This is a genomic window from Planktothrix mougeotii LEGE 06226, from assembly GCF_015207485.1.
Lineage (GTDB): Bacteria > Cyanobacteriota > Cyanobacteriia > Cyanobacteriales > Microcoleaceae > Planktothrix.
In genome coordinates this window covers 1-18,413 of the sequence record NZ_JADEWU010000100.1, presented here as the reverse complement: position 1 = coordinate 18,413, position 18,413 = coordinate 1, and the positions used below count along the sequence as shown (strand labels likewise).

General features: G+C 36.3%; 20 protein-coding genes. 9 read left to right on the top strand and 11 right to left on the bottom strand.

The features are described from left to right. From IQ236_RS24990 to IQ236_RS24980, 3 genes are all read right to left on the bottom strand, one after another. Window positions 1-389, bottom strand: a 389-nt coding sequence (locus IQ236_RS24990) for a Uma2 family endonuclease (RefSeq protein WP_193871787.1), incomplete at its 3' end; no start/stop codon positions are given. A 114-nt stretch (window positions 390-503) separates the two neighbouring features. After that, on the bottom strand, window positions 504-2,234 hold the full coding sequence (recN, locus tag IQ236_RS24985; RefSeq protein WP_193871786.1) for a DNA repair protein RecN: 1,731 nt from the start codon (window positions 2,232-2,234) through the stop codon (window positions 504-506). 51 nt (window positions 2,235-2,285) lie between these two features. Then, the gene (locus IQ236_RS24980) at window positions 2,286-5,111 is read right to left on the bottom strand and encodes a sensor histidine kinase (protein ID WP_193871785.1); all 2,826 of its coding nucleotides are present in this window, start codon (window positions 5,109-5,111) and stop codon (window positions 2,286-2,288) included. Window positions 5,112-5,357: 246 nt separating this feature from the next. Between IQ236_RS24980 and IQ236_RS24975 the strand changes: the two genes are divergently transcribed. Then, on the top strand, window positions 5,358-6,485 hold the full coding sequence (locus IQ236_RS24975) for a quinone-dependent dihydroorotate dehydrogenase (protein WP_193871784.1): 1,128 nt from the start codon (window positions 5,358-5,360) through the stop codon (window positions 6,483-6,485). Between the two features lie 51 nt (window positions 6,486-6,536). Here IQ236_RS24975 and IQ236_RS24970 read toward each other — a convergent pair whose 3' ends face one another. The 4 genes from IQ236_RS24970 to IQ236_RS24955 form a co-directional block, all read right to left on the bottom strand. Further along, window positions 6,537-6,791, bottom strand: a complete 255-nt coding sequence (locus tag IQ236_RS24970) for a hypothetical protein (protein ID WP_193871783.1) — start codon at window positions 6,789-6,791, stop codon at window positions 6,537-6,539. A gap of 179 nt (window positions 6,792-6,970) precedes the next feature. After that, window positions 6,971-7,117: a DUF2281 domain-containing protein gene (locus IQ236_RS24965; protein ID WP_193871782.1), complete on the bottom strand. Its 147-nt coding sequence runs from the start codon at window positions 7,115-7,117 to the stop codon at window positions 6,971-6,973. Further along, the gene (locus tag IQ236_RS24960; protein WP_193871781.1) at window positions 7,102-7,509 is read right to left on the bottom strand and encodes a type II toxin-antitoxin system VapC family toxin; all 408 of its coding nucleotides are present in this window, start codon (window positions 7,507-7,509) and stop codon (window positions 7,102-7,104) included. The genes IQ236_RS24965 and IQ236_RS24960 overlap by 16 nt, the downstream gene beginning before the upstream one ends. Continuing rightward, a complete protein-coding gene (locus IQ236_RS24955) occupies window positions 7,506-7,760 on the bottom strand; it encodes a hypothetical protein (RefSeq protein ID WP_193871780.1) in 255 nt (84 codons plus the stop codon). Before IQ236_RS24955 ends, IQ236_RS24960 begins: the two co-directional genes overlap by 4 nt. A 130-nt stretch (window positions 7,761-7,890) precedes the next feature. Here IQ236_RS24955 and IQ236_RS27905 point away from each other — a divergent pair, with 130 nt between their 5' ends. Continuing rightward, the gene (locus IQ236_RS27905; RefSeq protein ID WP_228041848.1) at window positions 7,891-8,055 is read left to right on the top strand and encodes a hypothetical protein; all 165 of its coding nucleotides are present in this window, start codon (window positions 7,891-7,893) and stop codon (window positions 8,053-8,055) included. 97 nt (window positions 8,056-8,152) lie between these two features. On the opposite strand, the gene IQ236_RS24945 is transcribed toward IQ236_RS27905, so the two are convergent. Further along, complete coding sequence (locus IQ236_RS24945) at window positions 8,153-9,532, bottom strand: ATP-binding protein (RefSeq protein WP_193871779.1); 1,380 nt, start codon at window positions 9,530-9,532, stop codon at window positions 8,153-8,155. Between the two features lie 223 nt (window positions 9,533-9,755). On the opposite strand from IQ236_RS24945, the gene IQ236_RS24940 reads away from it, so the two are divergent. Together IQ236_RS24940 and IQ236_RS24935 are read left to right on the top strand one after the other, a co-directional pair. Next, complete coding sequence (locus tag IQ236_RS24940) at window positions 9,756-10,091, top strand: hypothetical protein (RefSeq protein ID WP_193871778.1); 336 nt, start codon at window positions 9,756-9,758, stop codon at window positions 10,089-10,091. A 35-nt stretch (window positions 10,092-10,126) separates the two neighbouring features. Continuing rightward, on the top strand, window positions 10,127-11,557 hold the full coding sequence (locus tag IQ236_RS24935) for an ABC transporter ATP-binding protein/permease (RefSeq protein WP_193871777.1): 1,431 nt from the start codon (window positions 10,127-10,129) through the stop codon (window positions 11,555-11,557). A gap of 388 nt (window positions 11,558-11,945) precedes the next feature. Here the strand turns inward: IQ236_RS24935 and IQ236_RS24930 are convergent, their stop codons facing one another. Beyond that, the gene (locus IQ236_RS24930) at window positions 11,946-12,266 is read right to left on the bottom strand and encodes a DUF433 domain-containing protein (protein ID WP_193871776.1); all 321 of its coding nucleotides are present in this window, start codon (window positions 12,264-12,266) and stop codon (window positions 11,946-11,948) included. A gap of 167 nt (window positions 12,267-12,433) precedes the next feature. Between IQ236_RS24930 and IQ236_RS24925 the strand changes: the two genes are divergently transcribed. Together IQ236_RS24925 and IQ236_RS24920 are read left to right on the top strand one after the other, a co-directional pair. Further along, on the top strand, window positions 12,434-12,691 hold the full coding sequence (locus IQ236_RS24925; protein ID WP_193871775.1) for a hypothetical protein: 258 nt from the start codon (window positions 12,434-12,436) through the stop codon (window positions 12,689-12,691). 4 nt (window positions 12,692-12,695) lie between these two features. Beyond that, window positions 12,696-13,031 carry a type II toxin-antitoxin system RelE family toxin gene (locus tag IQ236_RS24920; RefSeq protein ID WP_193871774.1) on the top strand — a complete coding sequence of 112 codons (336 nt, stop codon included), beginning with the start codon at window positions 12,696-12,698 and terminating at the stop codon, window positions 13,029-13,031. 27 nt (window positions 13,032-13,058) lie between these two features. Here IQ236_RS24920 and IQ236_RS24915 read toward each other — a convergent pair whose 3' ends face one another. Beyond that, entirely contained in the window at window positions 13,059-13,217 is a 159-nt protein-coding gene (locus tag IQ236_RS24915) for a hypothetical protein (protein ID WP_193871773.1), read from the bottom strand. A gap of 152 nt (window positions 13,218-13,369) precedes the next feature. On the opposite strand from IQ236_RS24915, the gene glgA reads away from it, so the two are divergent. From glgA to IQ236_RS24900, 3 genes are all read left to right on the top strand, one after another. Then, the gene (gene glgA, locus IQ236_RS24910; RefSeq protein WP_193871772.1) at window positions 13,370-14,845 is read left to right on the top strand and encodes a glycogen synthase GlgA; all 1,476 of its coding nucleotides are present in this window, start codon (window positions 13,370-13,372) and stop codon (window positions 14,843-14,845) included. A 287-nt stretch (window positions 14,846-15,132) separates the two neighbouring features. After that, window positions 15,133-15,669: a hypothetical protein gene (locus IQ236_RS24905; protein WP_190519708.1), complete on the top strand. Its 537-nt coding sequence runs from the start codon at window positions 15,133-15,135 to the stop codon at window positions 15,667-15,669. A gap of 108 nt (window positions 15,670-15,777) precedes the next feature. After that, window positions 15,778-17,004 carry an NAD(P)/FAD-dependent oxidoreductase gene (locus tag IQ236_RS24900; protein ID WP_228041847.1) on the top strand — a complete coding sequence of 409 codons (1,227 nt, stop codon included), beginning with the start codon at window positions 15,778-15,780 and terminating at the stop codon, window positions 17,002-17,004. 206 nt (window positions 17,005-17,210) lie between these two features. Here IQ236_RS24900 and IQ236_RS24895 read toward each other — a convergent pair. Further along, window positions 17,211-18,413 (bottom strand): calcium-binding protein (locus IQ236_RS24895; RefSeq protein ID WP_407676168.1); only part of this gene is annotated, 1,203 nt, incomplete at its 5' end.

The following is an 18,413-nucleotide window of genomic DNA, read 5'->3' as shown; positions in this document are numbered from 1 at the left end:
GTCTTCAAACTATCACTAGGAGAAAGTAACTCAATTACAAAATCAGGACAAATAGGGGGAAACTTTTGTTTTTCTTCATCAGTTAAAGCCTCCCATCTTTCTAACTTGATCCAAGACGCATCGGGAGAACGATCTGCACCATTAGGCAATTTAAAACAAGTCGAAGAATCAAAAGCAATGCCAGTACCATCAGCATCAGTCCAATTCATTATCTGTTGAGTGATTCTCGCATTTTTGTTTCCCGTTTCTCCTCCCGTTGGTGGCATAATTATTAATTCTCCATTGGCATTTCTTTCAAATCTCAATTCCCGGTTGTTTTGACAGAGATGAAAAAACTGCTCATCCGTCATTTCTATTAATGGTTTTAAATTGACAGTTAAAGCATTCATAGTTCTATCCTCATTGAATGTTCAGGGATAAATTTTAACTATCTCATATCCTATTATATATTATTAGTTAATAATATATAATATAGCAACCCCTACACGGATTGCTATATATCGCTATTTCTTCATCAATGCAGCTTGACTCAGGAGGGACTCGGCGAAGGCGATCGCTTCTTGGGCGGATTCTCCACTGGCCAATTGAGCGAGTTCTTCCCGGCGTTGGGGGGAAGTTAGGGGAGTGACCCGAACAACGGTTCGAGTTTCGGGATCAGTCCCATCGGAGTTAAGATCAGAGTCCGTTTGAATGGTTTCTTTCGTGACTCGAAAATGATGATCTCCCATAGCAGCCACCAGAGGTTGATGGGTAACACAGAGCACTTGATGGCGTTGGCTGAGTTGGTGGAGTTTCTGAGCAATGGCGGTGGCTACTCGTCCCGATACTCCGACGTCAATTTCATCAAATATCAAGGTTCCTGACCCTGCAATTTGAGAAAAACACGCTTTCAAAGCCAAGAGAAACCGACTCATTTCTCCGCCAGATGCGATCGCTCCCAAGGGTTGGAGGGGTTCTCCGGGGTTCGGACTAAAGCAAAATCGAATTTGATCCGCCCCTAGGGCTGTGGGGGAAATCGGATGAAGTTCGACCTGGAATTTAACCATTTTCATCGCTAAAGGTTTCAATTCTTTAATTAAATTAGTTTCTAATTGATGGGCTGCTTTTTGACGCAGACTGGTCAACTGTTGGCAGGTTTCTTTTAGGGTTTGAAGGGTGTGTTGATAGGCTTCTTCCAGAGATTCAATGGATTGATCTTCATCTTCTAAGTCTTTTAATTCGGTTTGAATGCGTTGATAATATTCGATCACATCTCCTAAATTTTGCCCATATTTTCGACAAATTTGTTTCAAATCTCGAATTCGATCTTCGACTTCTTCTAAGCGTTGAGGATCGGATTCTAATTGTTCGCCATAACTGCCGATTTGTCGTCCGGCTTCGGTAATTTGAGCCACCGCTTCACTAACGATTTCTAAAATCGGTTGCAGTTGGGAATCATATTCAACTAAATCCGTTAATTTACCTTCAGCTTGGCTCAACAAATCGGCAGCAGCTAACCCACTTTCATTTTGATATAAAGCTTGATAAATTTGATAGCTTTGTTGCTGAAGTTCAACAATATGATTCAGCCGTTGATGTTCTATCTGTAATTGTTCTAATTCATCGGGTGTTGTTAACGTTGCTGCATCTAATTCTCGAATTTGATAGGTTAATAAATCCAATCGTTGTAACCGTTGTTGTTCAAATTGACGACGCTTTTCTAAAGCATGGCTACAGGTTTGAGCTTGGGTATAGGCGAGGGAAACTTCTTTTCTAGCGTTGATTAAAGCTTGACCGCCATAGAGATCTAACCATTCCTGTTGAAGTTCCGGTTGACCTAATTGTAAGGTTTGTCCTTGGGCGGTAATTTCAATGAAGCGATCGCGGAGTTGATCAATTAATTTACGATTGACTAATACTCCATTCACCCGTGATCGACTGCGAAGTTTATCTCCTGAAATCACCACTTCTCGACTACAAACAATTAAGCTCCCATCTACTAAATCAATTTCTTGTTCGGTTAACCAATTAAGCCATTTTTTTTCAATCTCAAATGTTGCTTCTAATAAAGATCGAGTCGCTCCCGTCCGAATTGAACGGCGGTCTACTTTTCCCCCTAAAATGGCATCAACCGCATCTAAAATAATGGATTTCCCGGCTCCCGTTTCTCCGGTAAAAACATTCAAGCCTGTTCCTAAATCTAAATCTAAATGATCAATGAGAGCAAAGTTTTCGATTCGCAAGGAAAGCAACATATTAAAACACTAAAATAAACTAAACAAGCTCAAATAATTTTAAAATATCCTTCAACTTGAAGAAGATACGGGTAAAATAATCCGGGTGATCAAAGGTTGATTTTCTGATTTTTCTAGTAATAATTCTCCCCCCATTTTTTCTAACATTTGTTGACAAATTAAAAGCTGTTGACCCGGAGAAGACGTTAACAGAGAGGGAGCTAGTAAATCGGGATGGGAACCCATTTTTAACTCAATAATCAGTTGCGGGTTAATTTTACCATAATCTGTAATAAAAAGCTCTAATTCATGATCAGTACAAAGGCGACTAACAACCTCAATCATGCCTCCAGGTTCAGAACGGTGACAGGTTGTTAATAGAACTTCATAACAAACCAGTTCTAGTTTAATCCGATCTCCAATGACATTAAAATTCCCCTCTTGTTTGACAATAAATTGGATTTGTTTATTGCGAATAATAGCATTTAATCGTTCCCGTACCCATCGTAATAAATTCGTAATTGGAACAATATCATGGTGATGATGAAGTCGCCATTGTTCTTGTTTAATTAAAGAACTCGTAGAGGCTAAAGCATTGCCCATCTGACGTAATAATTGTTGATAACGTAAATGGGAAAGTTGGGTTTTCTGAGGATCAGAACCTTGAAACGGAGAATTATTTAATTCGCTTAATTGTTTCAGTCCTCCGCCTACGGTTCGATATAATTCTTCTAAGCGCCGTTGTTTATACCAATTCAGCCATTGTAATTCTTCATGTTGGGTTTTTAACGTGTCTTGAATTCGTAAATAGCGTCGTGACCAAGCAAATTGCATGACTAACAAATTCAACATGGTTAAAGAGATATGAGATTGATCATGAATTTGCTCTGGATCAGCAATAATTAAAAGACCTGTCGGCTGATGATTCTTGGCTGTGCGAAGGGTCGTTACTAATATTTTATCAACGGAACTGGTAAACCATTGTCGAGTATAAGCTGATAATTCTTGTACAGGCCACCAAAATAATTCTTCCGTTGATAAAGCGTGTTGAATTAAAGGATCTTTAGCTACCGTAATTAATCGTTCTGTGTTGATTGATAGAGTTGCTTGACGCGCCACACAACTGACAATTTTAGCTTTTTTTGAACCTTCAATCCAGGTTAATAATACAACTAAAGGACTTTGTAATAATTGGGCTATATCTTGGGTAAATTGTTGTTCTATAGATGGTAATTGCTCGGTTTTTTGTAAGGTTAACCAACAATCCTCTAAAACTTGATTAAAGTTTTCATGAGATTGAATTTGTTGATTAAGTTGCCATTGATGTAAAATAACGCTCAATTGTTGGCCAACAATTTTAACTAATTCCTGCTCGGCTCGATCCCAAGTTCGAGGAGATTCATGACCAATTACTAATAATTCTTGGGGAACTTTTTGCTGTTGATTTTTTCCGGTTGTAATATAACCATTAACCGGACACAACATCAGCGATCGCACTCCAGCATCTCGAAGCTGAGTTCGCCAGGATTTTAATTTTTCATCTTCCTCATAATTTTCAACCACTAAGATTTCAGTTTGATTTTTAAAGCGTTGCAAATCTTGATAAGTAAGCGCATTTAAAGGGGAAGGAATTGCCGTTCGATTTAATGGATAATGTTGATAAAGAATCTTAAAGTCTTCTGTTTCAGGTTGATATTCTATTAATAAAAATCGCCCCGCATTTAATCGTTGACACAAAAGATTTGCTGTAGTTTTTAAAGAAAACTGCCAATCTTGATCATCTACAACTGCACGGGTAACTTTAGCTGTTAGGGATTGATCGAGTTCAATTTGTCGAATTTTGGCTTCCATTTCGGCTAAGGGTGCAGTTAAGGAAATTAAATGAGCAACCCCTCGTAAAAATTGTTTTTCATTTTCTTGCCAAATCCGAGGGTGTTGTCCTTCAACGGCAATAAATCCTAACATTTCTTGATTAAAAAGAATAGGAACAGCTAATAAAGATCGGGCGCGAATTTTCTCCATTAATCGTTCCGTTGTATCGGCTCTTAAGGAACTATAAGACTCCCCAATAGACACTAAATGATCAGAAATTAAAGCTTGATAAAACTCCCCTAAATCTTGTACCGTTACCCCAGAAGCAGCTTGTTTCATTAAACTGATACCGGGCATTTTTTGTTGATTACTCGCCCGTCGCCAAAAATATCGCCCTTCTCGATAGTACCAATAGACATTGGTGCGCGTAGGTTCAATAAATTCATGGGTGGTTTCTACGGCGACTTCTAAACAGCGATCTAAGGTATTTAGCGTTCTAAATTGAGTTAACAGTTTAAAAAAAGGTTGATCGGGTCGTTTGGTTTGTTGATACATCCAAGTGGTTTCAATTTGGAATAAAGAAGTGGCTAAGGTTCCTAATACCATTGAAATCAGTTCTTTTTCCATTGAACTCGGAGAAATTCCCCACTCACTTGATCCTAATAAAGCTACACCAAAACACCGATCTTTGTAGCGCATGGGAAATAAAATTGAGCCCTGAATATTAAAAGCTTGGGCTGCTTTTCGCCATTCTCCCGCACGGGTTTCTTCTCTTAAATCAGGAACAACCACAGGTCGCAATTCAATCACAACTTGTTCGAGTAAATCTCCCGGAGATAAAATAAATCTTTGTTTGAGTAACCATGAATCTTCGGTGGGTATAATTCCTCCTTTTCCCAGGAGGCGATGATCTAAGCGATCATATAAACCAATCCAAATTAAACTATAGTTAAACTCGGTTTTGATATAGTCTAAAGTGGTTTCGATTAAAACATCAACGTTATCTTCATCTTGTAGGGTCTGGAGGACACGCCCTAATGTCATGATGGGTTGATCTAATGCGATCGATTCTTCGGATAGACCCATAATAAACTCCCAAACCGTATACTTTAATTTAGGTTTAAAATTAAAAATTTAATGGAGATCTTCAACAAATGCAATGTTCTGGGATAAGGTAAAAAAATACTTTCCCCGTTGATCTGGTTTCTCATCCCATCTTACCCTTAGTCTTTCACGATTTTGCTCAAAAAATACATTAAATTAAAATTTGACAATCAGGACTTAGGAAACCCCTGAGTTTTAGCGTTCTGGACATAAGCAGAGGAGACGATCTTGGATATTTACCGTAGCACTGTTAGACCCCTTTTATTCTATGGATTAAAGCTTGACCCCGAATGGGCACATCATCGAGCTTTACAACTCTTGAGTTGGATTGACCAAAATCAGTCTCAGTCTCCGATAAATTGGATGGAATCTCAACTTAGACCCTCATTTTGTTTACAAGATGTCCGCTTACAGCAGAAATTATGGGGTTTAACGTTTAATAACCCTGTCGGTTTAGCGGCGGGTTTCGATAAGGATGGGGTCGCGGCGGGAATTTGGCAAAGTTTGGGATTTGGATTTACAGAATTAGGGACTGTTACCCTCCATCCGCAACCGGGAAATCCGCAACCTCGATTATTTCGATTAGTTGAAGATCAAGCGGTCTTAAATCGCATGGGATTTAATAATCAAGGGGCGGAAATATTGGCGCAACGGTTACAAGAAAAACGTCAACAACAATTGATGATTCCTGTTGGAATTAATTTAGGAAAATCTAAAATTACTCCGTTAGAAGCCGCCGCAGAAGATTATTTAGGGAGTTTTAAATTGTTAAAGGATTATGGAGATTATTTTGTTGTGAATGTTTCTTCTCCGAATACCCCCGGATTGCGATCGCTTCAAGATACTGAACAATTAAGCAAAATTATAGCGGTTTTAAAAATGGAAAATACAGACAATAAACCGATTTTTATTAAAATTGCACCGGATTTAGAATGGGATGCGATCGCTGATGTTGTTAATTTATCTCAAAGCTATCAATTAGCCGGAATTATTGCGACGAATACCACCATAAAACGGGAGGGATTAAAAACTCAATGGCTACCCCAAACGGGAAGTTATATCACTGAAGAAGCCGGAGGAATTAGCGGTGCACCCCTGAAGAAACGGTCTACAGAAGTGATTCGTTGGATTCATGAAAATACCCAAGGACAGTTACCCATTATTGGCGTTGGTGGAATTTTTACCGCCGATGATGCTTGGGAAAAAATTACCGCAGGAGCGTGTTTAATTCAAGTGTATACGGGTTGGGTTTATGAAGGGCCAGGAATAGTCAAAAGAATATTAGAAGGACTGTTACAGAAATTAGATCAATATCAGTTAAAATCTATTTCTGAAGCCGTTGGTTTTAAACCTTAATGATAGATAGGGAAGAGGGAACGGGGAACAGGGAAAAGCTTAACTGTAAGTTTACTGATATATTTTTGTACAAACTGCGTCAAATTTTTCCCAAACTTTATCATAACAATTGTCGGACATTGATAAAACCTCTAACAAGGTTTCAGAGATAATCTCTCTCGCTTGTTTTTGCGGGTTTAATTTTTCTATTTCTAAGTCTTGACTGTTTAATTGCTGGCTTAATTTTTGGAGTAACCATTGTTTATCCTCAAGGGATAATTGATTGATTTTTTCAGCAAATTCACGAACTTCTAAAGAGGGTATCATAATCTACCATAGATGTTAATAATTTTGTGATATTATAGCATAATTCTGAATGTTATGCTAAAAAGATTGTAACCCATTAATTAAGTCTATATTTTCTATTAATTTTTTTGCATAAAGACTGAGTTGTTCATCACCACTAATAAACCAGATTAATGTATGAGTATCAAGTAAATATTTCATTACATATAATCCTTGAAATCTTCTAACGGCTCATCAAAATCAGATGACATTGAAATTAAACCTTTTGCACTTCCGAATTTTCTTTGTACAGCAGGAGTAATATTAAATATCTTTTTAACCTCATTTATTATTAATTTAATCTCCATACTGGGATAAACATCAGATCAAAGTGATGATCATAAGTCCAGACAGGAGTATTTAAGCGTTGAGAAATACTAGCTGTGACAGCATCAAATAAGGTGATTTTTTGATCCGTATATTGTTTGACTTTCTGCCATGCCAAAGTATAATCTTCTTCTGAAGGATGAATCAACTCAGCCGACTCTCGGATTTCTTCCGAAAATTTAATAGCTCTTTGAATACCTAAACGGTACAAAATCAAAGTATAAGTTTCCAAAACAATAGGATAAGGAATCATCACTTTCAAATTTAATAACTGAATTTGTGATAATTCTTGCCGAGCCTTTAGGTGGTATTGATCACTAGAATCAACTAAAGCATAAAGTGGAGTTGTATCAGCAATAACCGCTTGAATCATGACTCACCTAATAAAGTATTAGCTATGATCTGATCATGATTGATTGCTGTATCGGGATAACCGCTTCCTGGTACAGCAGGAGTAAGATTAAATATCTTTTTAACCTCATTCGTTAAAGAATTAGATGGGTTTAGATCGGAATTGTTAGAAATAGTAACTTGTTGCATTAATTGTCGTAATAACCATTGTTTATCCTCAAGGGATAATTGATTAATTTTTTCGGCAAATTCACGAACTTCTAAAGAGGGCATAGTAACTCACCAAAAATAAATATTGATAAATTTCTCCTATTATAGCATTGCTTTGAATGCCATGCTATAATAGGTTAAAAAAGTACAGAGTCAGATTGCTATTATAATATACTTAAATTCAGTTTAAATCATGCCAAACTCAACTTTGCCTAAACTTGAATCTTTACCTCAAAATTTCCCCTTAGAAGGGATAATTAGCATTACATTGATAGAAGGAATTACTGTTTTTCGTGCTTCGGAAAAAATTCAAAATAGAATTGAAACTTTACTGGAAAAACAAAAAAAACAGCCTTAACTGCTGAAGAAGAAAAAGAATTAGATGCTTATGAAGAATTAGATGATTATTTAAGTTTAGTAAATCGGTCAATTCGCAATCTTTATTTAAGTCAAATTTAGTGGGAAGTATTGACAGGTGTTCTCAAATGATCCTGAAAAAGTAAAGACAAATTAAACAAAATTGAATCAGCTTTAATTTTAGTTACTAAATACCGTTGTTGTAAAGATTGTAACCCATTAATTAAGTCTATAGAGGATAAATCTAAATGTTGTCTTAACTCTTCTCTGGATACAGGGTGATCAAATTTGCTCAATTCTACAACAATTTTCTGTTCAACGGGTGATAATCTATTAAATAGCTGGTTAAAGTGCGATCGCATTTCTCTAGTAATGACCAAACTATCCTCAGCTAAAAACTCAGCCACATCCCCATCAAAAACATCTCGAATTAAAACCGCAACATCTTTCAAATACATCGGATTTCCTTGATATTTTTCAATCAATTTTAACCCGCTATCCACATCTGGTTTTAATCCCATCCCTGATAAAATTTCTCCATCCTCTAAACCTGATAATTTTAAAGATTTAATCGGATATAATTCCTCATCCAAACATTCCATTTCTGCACATTGTTCTTGACTGATTAAAATTAGATGACTTTGATGCTCTGTTTCTGTGATCAGTTTAAAAAAATTTTGATAATCTTGGTAGACGCTTTGATATTGTCCAGAAAGTTCACCTGGAGTAAAAATATGATGAACATCATCAAGAATAATCAAACATTTTTTATCTGTGAAAATATCAAATAATTGTTTTAAATTGTCATTTATAGTTGTTTTTGATTCTGAGTTACAAGCGATCAATAAATCATTAATCAGTAATTCTAAAGGTTTGGGATATTTTAAGCTTTTCCAGATTACCACCTCAAATTTATCTAGGTGTAAATCAACAAATCTTTTAACTAGATTCGTTTTTCCTATTCCAGATAATCCTAAAACTGAAATCAAACGAATATTATTATCTAATATCCAACTCAAAAGGGTTTTAAGTTCTGATTCTCTATTATAAAAGTTGATTATTTGAGGACTTAAGGTTAAATCAACTAATTGTGATTTAACCTTATCATTAGTTAATATTTGGTGATTATCTTGCTTTGAATTGTATAGTATTGATGGACTATAGTTAAAGCTATGATTACTACCACTTATATGACAAATACCCTGATTTTTAGATGATAAAATATTTAACCTATTAAAAGTAGAACGAAAATTAGTTTTTTCAAGATCTTCTCCTAATTCTTCAGATAACAATTGTAATAATTTGGCAGCGATATTTCTAACCCTACTCTCACTACGGTTGCATTCATCAGCAATTTCCTGATAGCTCTGGCCGTCCCAAACCCCCTTAATAATTGATTCTTGGAGATCATCTAAGTGTTTTCCCTTCTTGGCAAAAATTAACTGATCAGCAAATTGTAAAATTTCTGTCATAGTCATAACATCCCCTCATGGTAAGGATTTGAACTATTATACACTTCTTAATCAAGATATTTCAAGATAGTTTAAGATATTACAGTAAATATTCTGTAACAAAAGACAAGATAAAATAATATACTTTACACTAGGAAAAATAAATTTTTTGATCAATAATACTCACAACAACTCACCTACATATTCTAATTTAGACCCAATCTGTATTGTTTAAAGGGATTCAAAAATTATGTCTTTCCAATCTAGCAATAATAATATTGATCAAGCTAAAAATAGCATATTTTCTTCTTTCAAAGAAGGGTTTATATTACAGTTATCTGATGTGATTAAATGGTTGGGACGAATCAGCGTTATAGCTATACCAATTTTAATTTTATGGTTTTCCAAAGGAACAAGTGTTGGTGATCATTGTATCATGAGTTTCCCAAATGTGCCAATTATAGGAGGAGTAATTACATCAGTAGGACTGCTTTTGATGTTAGGAAACCCTTTCATTGCTATTTTGGCAGGAACCTTGTTAGGAGTAATTCTTAATATTCCTTTTATTCAGCAGTTATTGTGTTAAGTATATGTAAGTTAATGTACCTTGAGGGAAAAAACATGAATGTAGTACAACTAAAGAATATATCAAAAAGTTTTAATCAATCTCTATTCAAAAAAAAAGAGATATTAACAGAGATTAATCTTAATATTAAAAAAGGTGAGTTTGTTGTTTTAAAAGGGGCAAATGGTTCGGGTAAAACCACTTTACTTAATCTGATTTTAGGACTTTTAGCACCCACCCAAGGAGAAGTTAAGTTATTTGGGGAAAATCCTAAAAGTTTTCACTCAAAAACCCGCCTTGGTGTAGTTTTACAAAAAGTTTCCCTTCCTAAACATTTAACAGTGAAAGAATTAGTAAACTTGTTAAGAAGTTATTATCCTAATCCTTTATCAACTGAAGAAATTTTAAGTACAGTTAATCTCAAATCAAAAGAGAATAATTGGGCTTCCAAATTGTCTGGTGGTGAAGAACAAAGGTTATTTTTTGCCTTAGCTTTAGCAGGTAATCCAGAATTATTAATTTTAGATGAGCCCACCAGAAATTTAGATGAAGAAGGATTTATTGAATTTTGGGAACAAATCAAGATTTGTCGTGACAAAAATATTACTATTCTAATGGTGACAAATAACCAAGCAGATTTTACATATTTAGATAACTTAGTTACTAAATATGTAATTTTGAAAGAGGGTAAATTAGAAGAAAATATTATTAAAACAGTTTTGGTAGAAGAAAAGGAATCATCCAAATTCAAGGAAACAAACAAAAAAATTAATTATACTTATCTTTTGTTAAAACAGACTTATGTTGAATTATTACAGCTTGTTAGAACACCATTATATTTATTGGGGATTTTTCTGCTTCCTTCTCTAATTATCTTTTTCCCCATGAATCAAAAATCCGCTAAAGTCATGTTAATATTTTTTAGTGGACTAATGTTATTAATATTAGCAATTGAAAGATTAGGAAAAAGAATTGCTATTGAAAGAGTAGAAGGATGGTTAAAGTTATTAAAAGTTACCCCACTTCCTCCCAGTGTATTTTTCAGAGCTAAAATTATTATTACCTTGTTACTTTCGACAATAATTTTATCGTTAATGTTTGTTTTTGGAGCATTTAAACTAGGAATTGATGAGTATTTAATAAGCTGGCTGGCGATGTTCTTATGTTTGCTTTTGGGCATAATTCCTTTTGCTATTTTTGGTTTAGCAATGGGTTATTTATTTAATCCTAAAAGCCTTGATTCTATTATTGGTTTATCTGTTCCAGTTGCTGTGTTAACTTGTGGTTTGCCAATTTCAAAAGCAAAATGGTTTAGCGATCTAATAGATTTTTCTCCTGTGTATCACTATGGTCAATTAGTTTTATACAGTGCTAATATAAAAAACGATAATAATTTAATATTACATCTTGTATTTTTAGGAATATTTAGTTTGTTTTTTTATCTTGTATCTATTTGGGCTTATAAAAAAGATCAATCTTTGAATTAATAAAGCTTAAATTCTTCTATCATTAATTTAATCTCTGATCATGATTGATTGCTGTATCAGTATAACCGCTTCCTGGTACAGCAGGAGTAATATTAAATGTCTTTTTAACCTCATTCGTCAAAGAATTAGATGGGTTTAGATCGGAATTGTTAGAAATAGTAACTTTAGCAATGCTAAATAGGTTGTAATAACCATTGTTTATCCTCAAGGGATAATTGATTAATTTTTTCGGCAAATTCATGAACTTCTAAAGAGGGCATCATAATCTACCATAGATGTTAATAAATTTTTAATATTATAGGATATGCACCCTAAACTAAAAGATAATATTCTTTGCACTCTCAAACCATTTGCGATCGCATTACTGACATTCTCATCCAGATGAAATTTAATCTTGTTTGACATTTTCATCCTTTAATATTTTTTGAATTAAAGAGGGTTGATTTCCTTGTAATTGTTTAGCAAAAGATTCTCCCGCTTCAATTTGTTGTCTAATTTCTTCTCGATGATCATGGTAATAAGCTAAGGCAGCATAAACATCTGCTAAGGTAATACTAGGATGGTGATAAATAATTTCATCGGGTGACATTCCCATTCTTTCATGCCAAATTACAATATCTTGAACTTTAATTCGATGTCCAGCAATACGAGGTTTTCCGCCACAGATCCCCGGAGTAACTTCAATGTGTTGTGAGATGACTGTTTCCATATCTACTATTCCCTTTACCACAAATATTGATCAATTTAGTCTATTATAGCATTATTTTAAATATCAAGGTATAATAGTAGAATAGATAAATTTTTCTGAATCTGGACGTTAGCAAACTGTTGACAGTTCCATCCCTACAATAAAAGCATGATAAGAGGGTTAGACCTATGGAAATGACACAAATTGAACATCTGATTCGTTATGTTACCAATGCCGATGGCGAAACAACTGATGTTCTTGTTCCTGTTGAAATTTGGCAACAACTGATGAATACAATAAACTCAGATCCTGTTAGTGGTTTAGCTTGGATTGACGAACAAGAACCAAAAGCCCAAATATTAGCTGACTTACAAGAATCTATGCAACTTGCCTCATCAGGACAAACCTTCCCACTATCACAACTTTGGGAAGATACCACTGTTTAAACTCATGATAGAAGTTCGCTTTACATTACCCTTTATACGCCGTCTTAAAGCATTAACTAAACGTTATCGCAAAATTCAATCTGATATTCAGCCGATTATTGATCAGCTACAGATTGGAAATTTTATTGGCGATCAACTTTCTGGTATACACTTAGCTGTTTTTAAAATTCGAGCCAAAAATAGTGATATTCCTACAGGCAAAAGTGGTGGCTATCGAGTGATCTATCAAGTTGTTTCACCTGAATTAGTTTTGCTTCTGCTCATCTATGCAAAATCAGATCAGGCAGATGTTAGCCTAGACGAGATTAAAGATGCGATTAACAAGACTTATTTACCATAGATGTTAATACATTTGTAATATTATAACCTAATAAGAGATGGCTTGAGAAACCCGGTTTCTGACCCCTAGCAAGAGCGTTGAGAAATCGGGTTTCTGCCATAACTTTTGTTTCTCAACCGAAAGATAGCTTAAGAAACCCGGTTTCTGACCCCCAGCAAGAGCGTTGAGAAATCGGGTTTCTGCCATAACTTTTGTTTCTCAACCGAAAGATAGCTTAAGAAACCCGGTTTATGGCCTGCAATACCTAGAAAAAAATCATCCTTTAGGGGTTTACTAATTTAGCCAACCTGATTACTATGGGGAAGACAAAAGATCACGGTTTGGAGTGAGGAAACAGGATGTACATCGTACAAATTGCCTCTGAATGCGCCCCAGTCATCAAAGCGGGAGGCTTAGGCGATGTTGTGTACGGACTCAGTAGGGAGTTAGAACTGCGGGGTCATACCATTGAAATTATTTTGCCCAAGTACGACTGCATGAGGTATGACCAAATTTGGGGACTTCATGAAGCTTATCAAGATTTATATGTTCCCTGGTTTGATGGCGCAATTCACTGTACTGTCTTTTGTGGTTGGGTTCATGGGCGGTTATGCTTTTTTATTGAACCTCACTCCGAGGATCATTTCTTTGACCGAGGTTGTTATTATGGTTGCGTCGATGATTATCTGAGATTTGCCTTTTTTAGTAAAGCTGCATTAGAGTTTTTACTCAGAACAAATAAACGTCCTGATATTCTCCATTGTCATGATTGGCAAACGGGTTTAGCTCCCGTGATGTTGTATGAAATGTACAAATATCATGGCATGGAAAATATCCGAGTTTGTTATACCATCCATAACTTTAAACATCAAGGAATTGCGGGTACAAATATCCTTTGGGCGACGGGATTAAACCGAGAATCCTACTATTTTGAATATGAGCGTTTACGCGATAATTTTAACCCCTTTGGCTTGAATTTTATGAAGGGGGGAATTGTTTACTCTAACTTTGTAACGACTGTTTCTCCTAACCATGCTTGGGAAGCCCATTATGGTGAATTTGGCTATGGGTTAGGACATACCCTAGAACTGCATCAACATAAATTTGGTGGAGTATTAAATGGGATTGATTATGAGGTTTGGAACCCAGAAGTTGATCGATTTATTCCTGAACAATATACGCCAAAAACTTTAGAAGGAAAAGAAATCAATAAAAAAGCTTTACGCGAACGCTTATGGTTAAGTCATGGAGATAAACCCCTGATTTGTTATATTGGTCGCTTAGACGATCAAAAAGGGGTGCATTTGGTTCATCATGCCATTTATTATGCTCTGCATCGACAAGCTCAATTTGTGTTATTAGGTTCGGCAACAGAAGCGAGTATTAACTCTTGGTTTTGGCATGAAAAGAACTTTTTAAATGATAACCCGGATTGTCATTTAGAACTAGGGTTTAATGAGGAATTATCCCACTTAATTTATGCGGCTGCGGATATTATTGTGGTTCCGAGTAATTATGAGCCCTGCGGGTTAACTCAAATGATTGGGTTAAAATATGGGGCTGTTCCCGTTGTTCGCGCGGTTGGTGGGTTAGTTAATACGGTTTTTGATCGGGATTATGATGAATATCATACCCCAGAAGAACGCAATGGTTATGTTTTTAATTACACCGATTTTCAAGCCTTAGAATCAGCAATGGATCGAGCTATTGGTTTATGGAATTACTATCCTGATGAATTTGAAAAATTGAGAATTCAAGGCATGAATTATGACTATTCTTGGAAGCAACCGGGAACGGATTATTTAGCCATTTACGAATTCATCCGGCACAAATAAACCCCCTGTAGAGACTAAGCATGGTTAGTCTCTACAGGGGACGGATGCGTAGCAAACATTGAAAGATGGAATATAAAGTCAAATTTTCCAATTTCCCAAGTGTCTACTTCCTAATCAACCCATAACCGACTTTAAATCCTAACAAACTCAAGCAACATCAGGGTTTTCCCTTTTCCTAAACCCTAATAAAACCTTATTAGCACTGTAGAACTTAGAATAGTAGCACTCATCGGTCAGAAAGCAATAAAACCCCTGCGTAGATTGAAATCAAAGCATTAGGAAAATGTATGATTTCAAGCCGAGTTCGCACCTTTTTAATTGCCACCATTTTTCCCTTCCTGATTAGTTTATTTATTCCCATGCCAGGGACAGCGCAAACACCCAGTAGTAATGGGAATACCGATGTATTTATCCTCAAAACTCAAGATGCGACCAATGATTTGTCTAATGTTTCGGTGATTTCTAATTTTGATTGGTTCCATGATGGAGATAAAATTGGTTTAACCGATGGCATTAGTGAAGATGATTTAGACTATACAGAATTGATGGATTTTGATCAGGATGGGCGGTCAGATGATGCCGTTATTAAAATTAAATCCACTCAGGAAATTTTAGGGGTAGTTTTAAATGCTGATGATTTTGTTTTAGAAGGGGAATTTGTTGTGATTCCTTCCTTGGCAACTCAACCCATTGCTTGCTTACCTAAAGCCAATATAAGCACCTGTCAAGTTCCGGCTTTCAATGCTATTATATTGCCTTCTTCGTCCGGTGTCAATCGATTAGAAAGTCCTCAACAAAAAGCTGAAATCAGTCCTAAAAATTGAACCTTGCACATTGTTATAGACCTCTGTGCATCTACCCCAAAGCCTCAGATCAAATTAACCTTAATTTGTTAAACTAGAATAGCTCTTTAAAGTTGAGATTTTATCCAGATGGAACGTTTCGATGTTGTGGTCATTGGTGCGGGGCCAGCAGGAGGTCAATGTGCAAGACAACTCACCCAAGCAGGTCAACGGGTATTATTAATTGAACAACATGAAACTTTTTCTAAAAATGATTTTTCCAGTGCCGCTACACCCTTAGAAACCTTGGAAAAATTCAATTTACCGGAAACTGTTATCGGGAGTTATTGGCAAAATTTGGTGATTGTTACAACGAATATTCATCAGAAATGGCAGTCTCCAATGCCTTTGGGGGCTGTTTTTGATTTTGCTAAATTACGGGAATTTTTAGCCACAAAAGTTAAAAGCCAAGGTGGCGAAGTTTGGATGGGATGTCGTTATCTTCGGTATATTAAAAATCATCAGAATACGATTGTTGAATTAAAGCAACGGTCTACGGGAGAAATTATTCAGGTAGAAACGCAAATCTTAGTGGATGCTACAGGCCCAGCTAGGGCAGTCATGTATAATAAAAAAGAACCGCAACCGGATTATTTAACGGGGACGGGAATAGAATATTTAATTGAACTTTCAGAAATTGATTATCAACAGTATTCTCAAGATTTAATTTTCTTTTTAGGTCATCGCTGGATGCCCAGGGGTTATTCGTGGATTTTTCCGATGGGAAATAATCGCTTAAAAGTGGGTTCTGCTCAATTAAATTGTTCCCACACATGGGTCAATCAAACTCAAACCTTACGTTCCTATGTGGAGTTATTATTAACAGAGTATTTAGGGGGAATTCCGTATACAATTATTAACCATCACGGAGGAATGTTAAAATATTGTAGTGGGTTAGAAGATATTTATTATCAAGATAATATTATTGCCATTGGGGATGCGGTTTCAATGGTGAATATGTTAGGAGGAGAAGGGATTCGTCATGGAATGCAAAATGCTAATATTGCTTGTGGATATATTCAAGATTATCTGACCGGAAAAATAACAGATTTTGCCGGATATCGTCAAGAAATTCGACAGATCTATGCTAGAACTTGGAACTGGTCAGAACAAATGGGATTAAGTAAATATTTAAAATATAGTGATCAGTCTATTGATAAAGGGGTATCCTATCTCAAAGATTTATCTTTAGAAGATATGATGGCTATTTTATTTGATTATGATTTTAAACGATTATATAAAGCTGGGTTTAAATATTTGCGCTATAAAATTGTATCGATTTGGACAAGATTAAAACTTAAATTGAATTTAACCTAGTTAAATGTTATAGTTAGTCTAAATCAGTTGTAGAAATGACTTAAAATCCAATTCATCGTAGGGGCGAGATGTGCCAAAAGTCCGTCAACTTAACGCCAAAAAGCCCTGATTACAGCTTTGATCAGATCCCCTTAACCCTAGAGACGTTGCATGCAACGTCTCTACAGGAGGGATTTATTTGTAGCTCCCCCAAACCTCCTCAAAAGCTAAACAAATTGGAAGAAGTTGCTAGTGGTTAAACTTGTTTGTGACATCAATACTCCTTCAATCAAACCAATATATTGCTGATTTCCTTGATCATCAATACGGATGATTCCGGTGCCAACACCCGTACCTGCGGGTGCATCGGTCAAACGATAGTTATCTGCACTTCCTGTGAGTTGAATCACATCTTCATTGGGGGTGAAGTCTGAAATCAGAGTGTAACCCAAGTCAGTTACACCATAGAGAACATCATTTCCCTTATCTCCTAACACCAGGTCACTGCCACTTTCGCCTGTGAGGGTATCATCGTCTTGACCACCATAGAGAATATCAAGACCCTCTCCACCAAAGATCAGATCACTATTTTTATTACCATAGAGAAGTTCATCACTACTACTACCAACGAGGGTGTCATTATCCACACCTCCAAATAGTTCATCTCCGCCTCCTTCTCCATTCAGGAAGTCATTGCCTTTGAAACCCAATAAGGTTTCATCCCCACTACTGCCGATAATCACATCATCATTATCAGTTCCAAACAGTTGATTGGGTTGATCTTCAGTAAAGTCTGTAGGTGAAGGAATGGAGGGTTTGGTTAGGGGAGTACCTGTCAGGACAAATGTATCTGCACCTTCTCCACCCTGCAAGGTATCAATTTCGTCGGGATTGGGTGGTAGCGTGTTGGTATCGGTGTTGGTATTAGTAACCTGAACATCCGTGGCATTTTTGCCCTTATAGTTGGCATCGGTACTGACAGCAGCTTGCAGTTCAATGGTATAAGCTTGATCTGCATCAACAGTATTATCGGCTACACCTGTCACCGTAACGGTTTGGGCGGTATTCCAGTTCGCTGAGGTAAAGACTAAGCTTTCCGGGGCTACGGTTCCTTCTGCGGTGTTGGAACTCACGACCGGAATGGTGACATTGGCTGTGGGTTTAGAATCTAATTTCACCGTAAAGGTAGCGGTTGTACCTGTTTCATCGGTAGTGAGTCCGGTGGTGGGAGTGACGGTAATTCCCGCAGGCGTAGTCGGAGGGGGAACATCAACGTTAGTATTCGTAACAGAGACATCCGTTGCATCTTTCCCACTATAGTTCGCATCGGTACTGGTAGCAGCTTGCAGTTGAATTGTATAGGCTTGATTTGCATCAACTGTATTATCGGCTACACCCGTTACCGTAACGGTTTGGGCGGTATTCCAGTT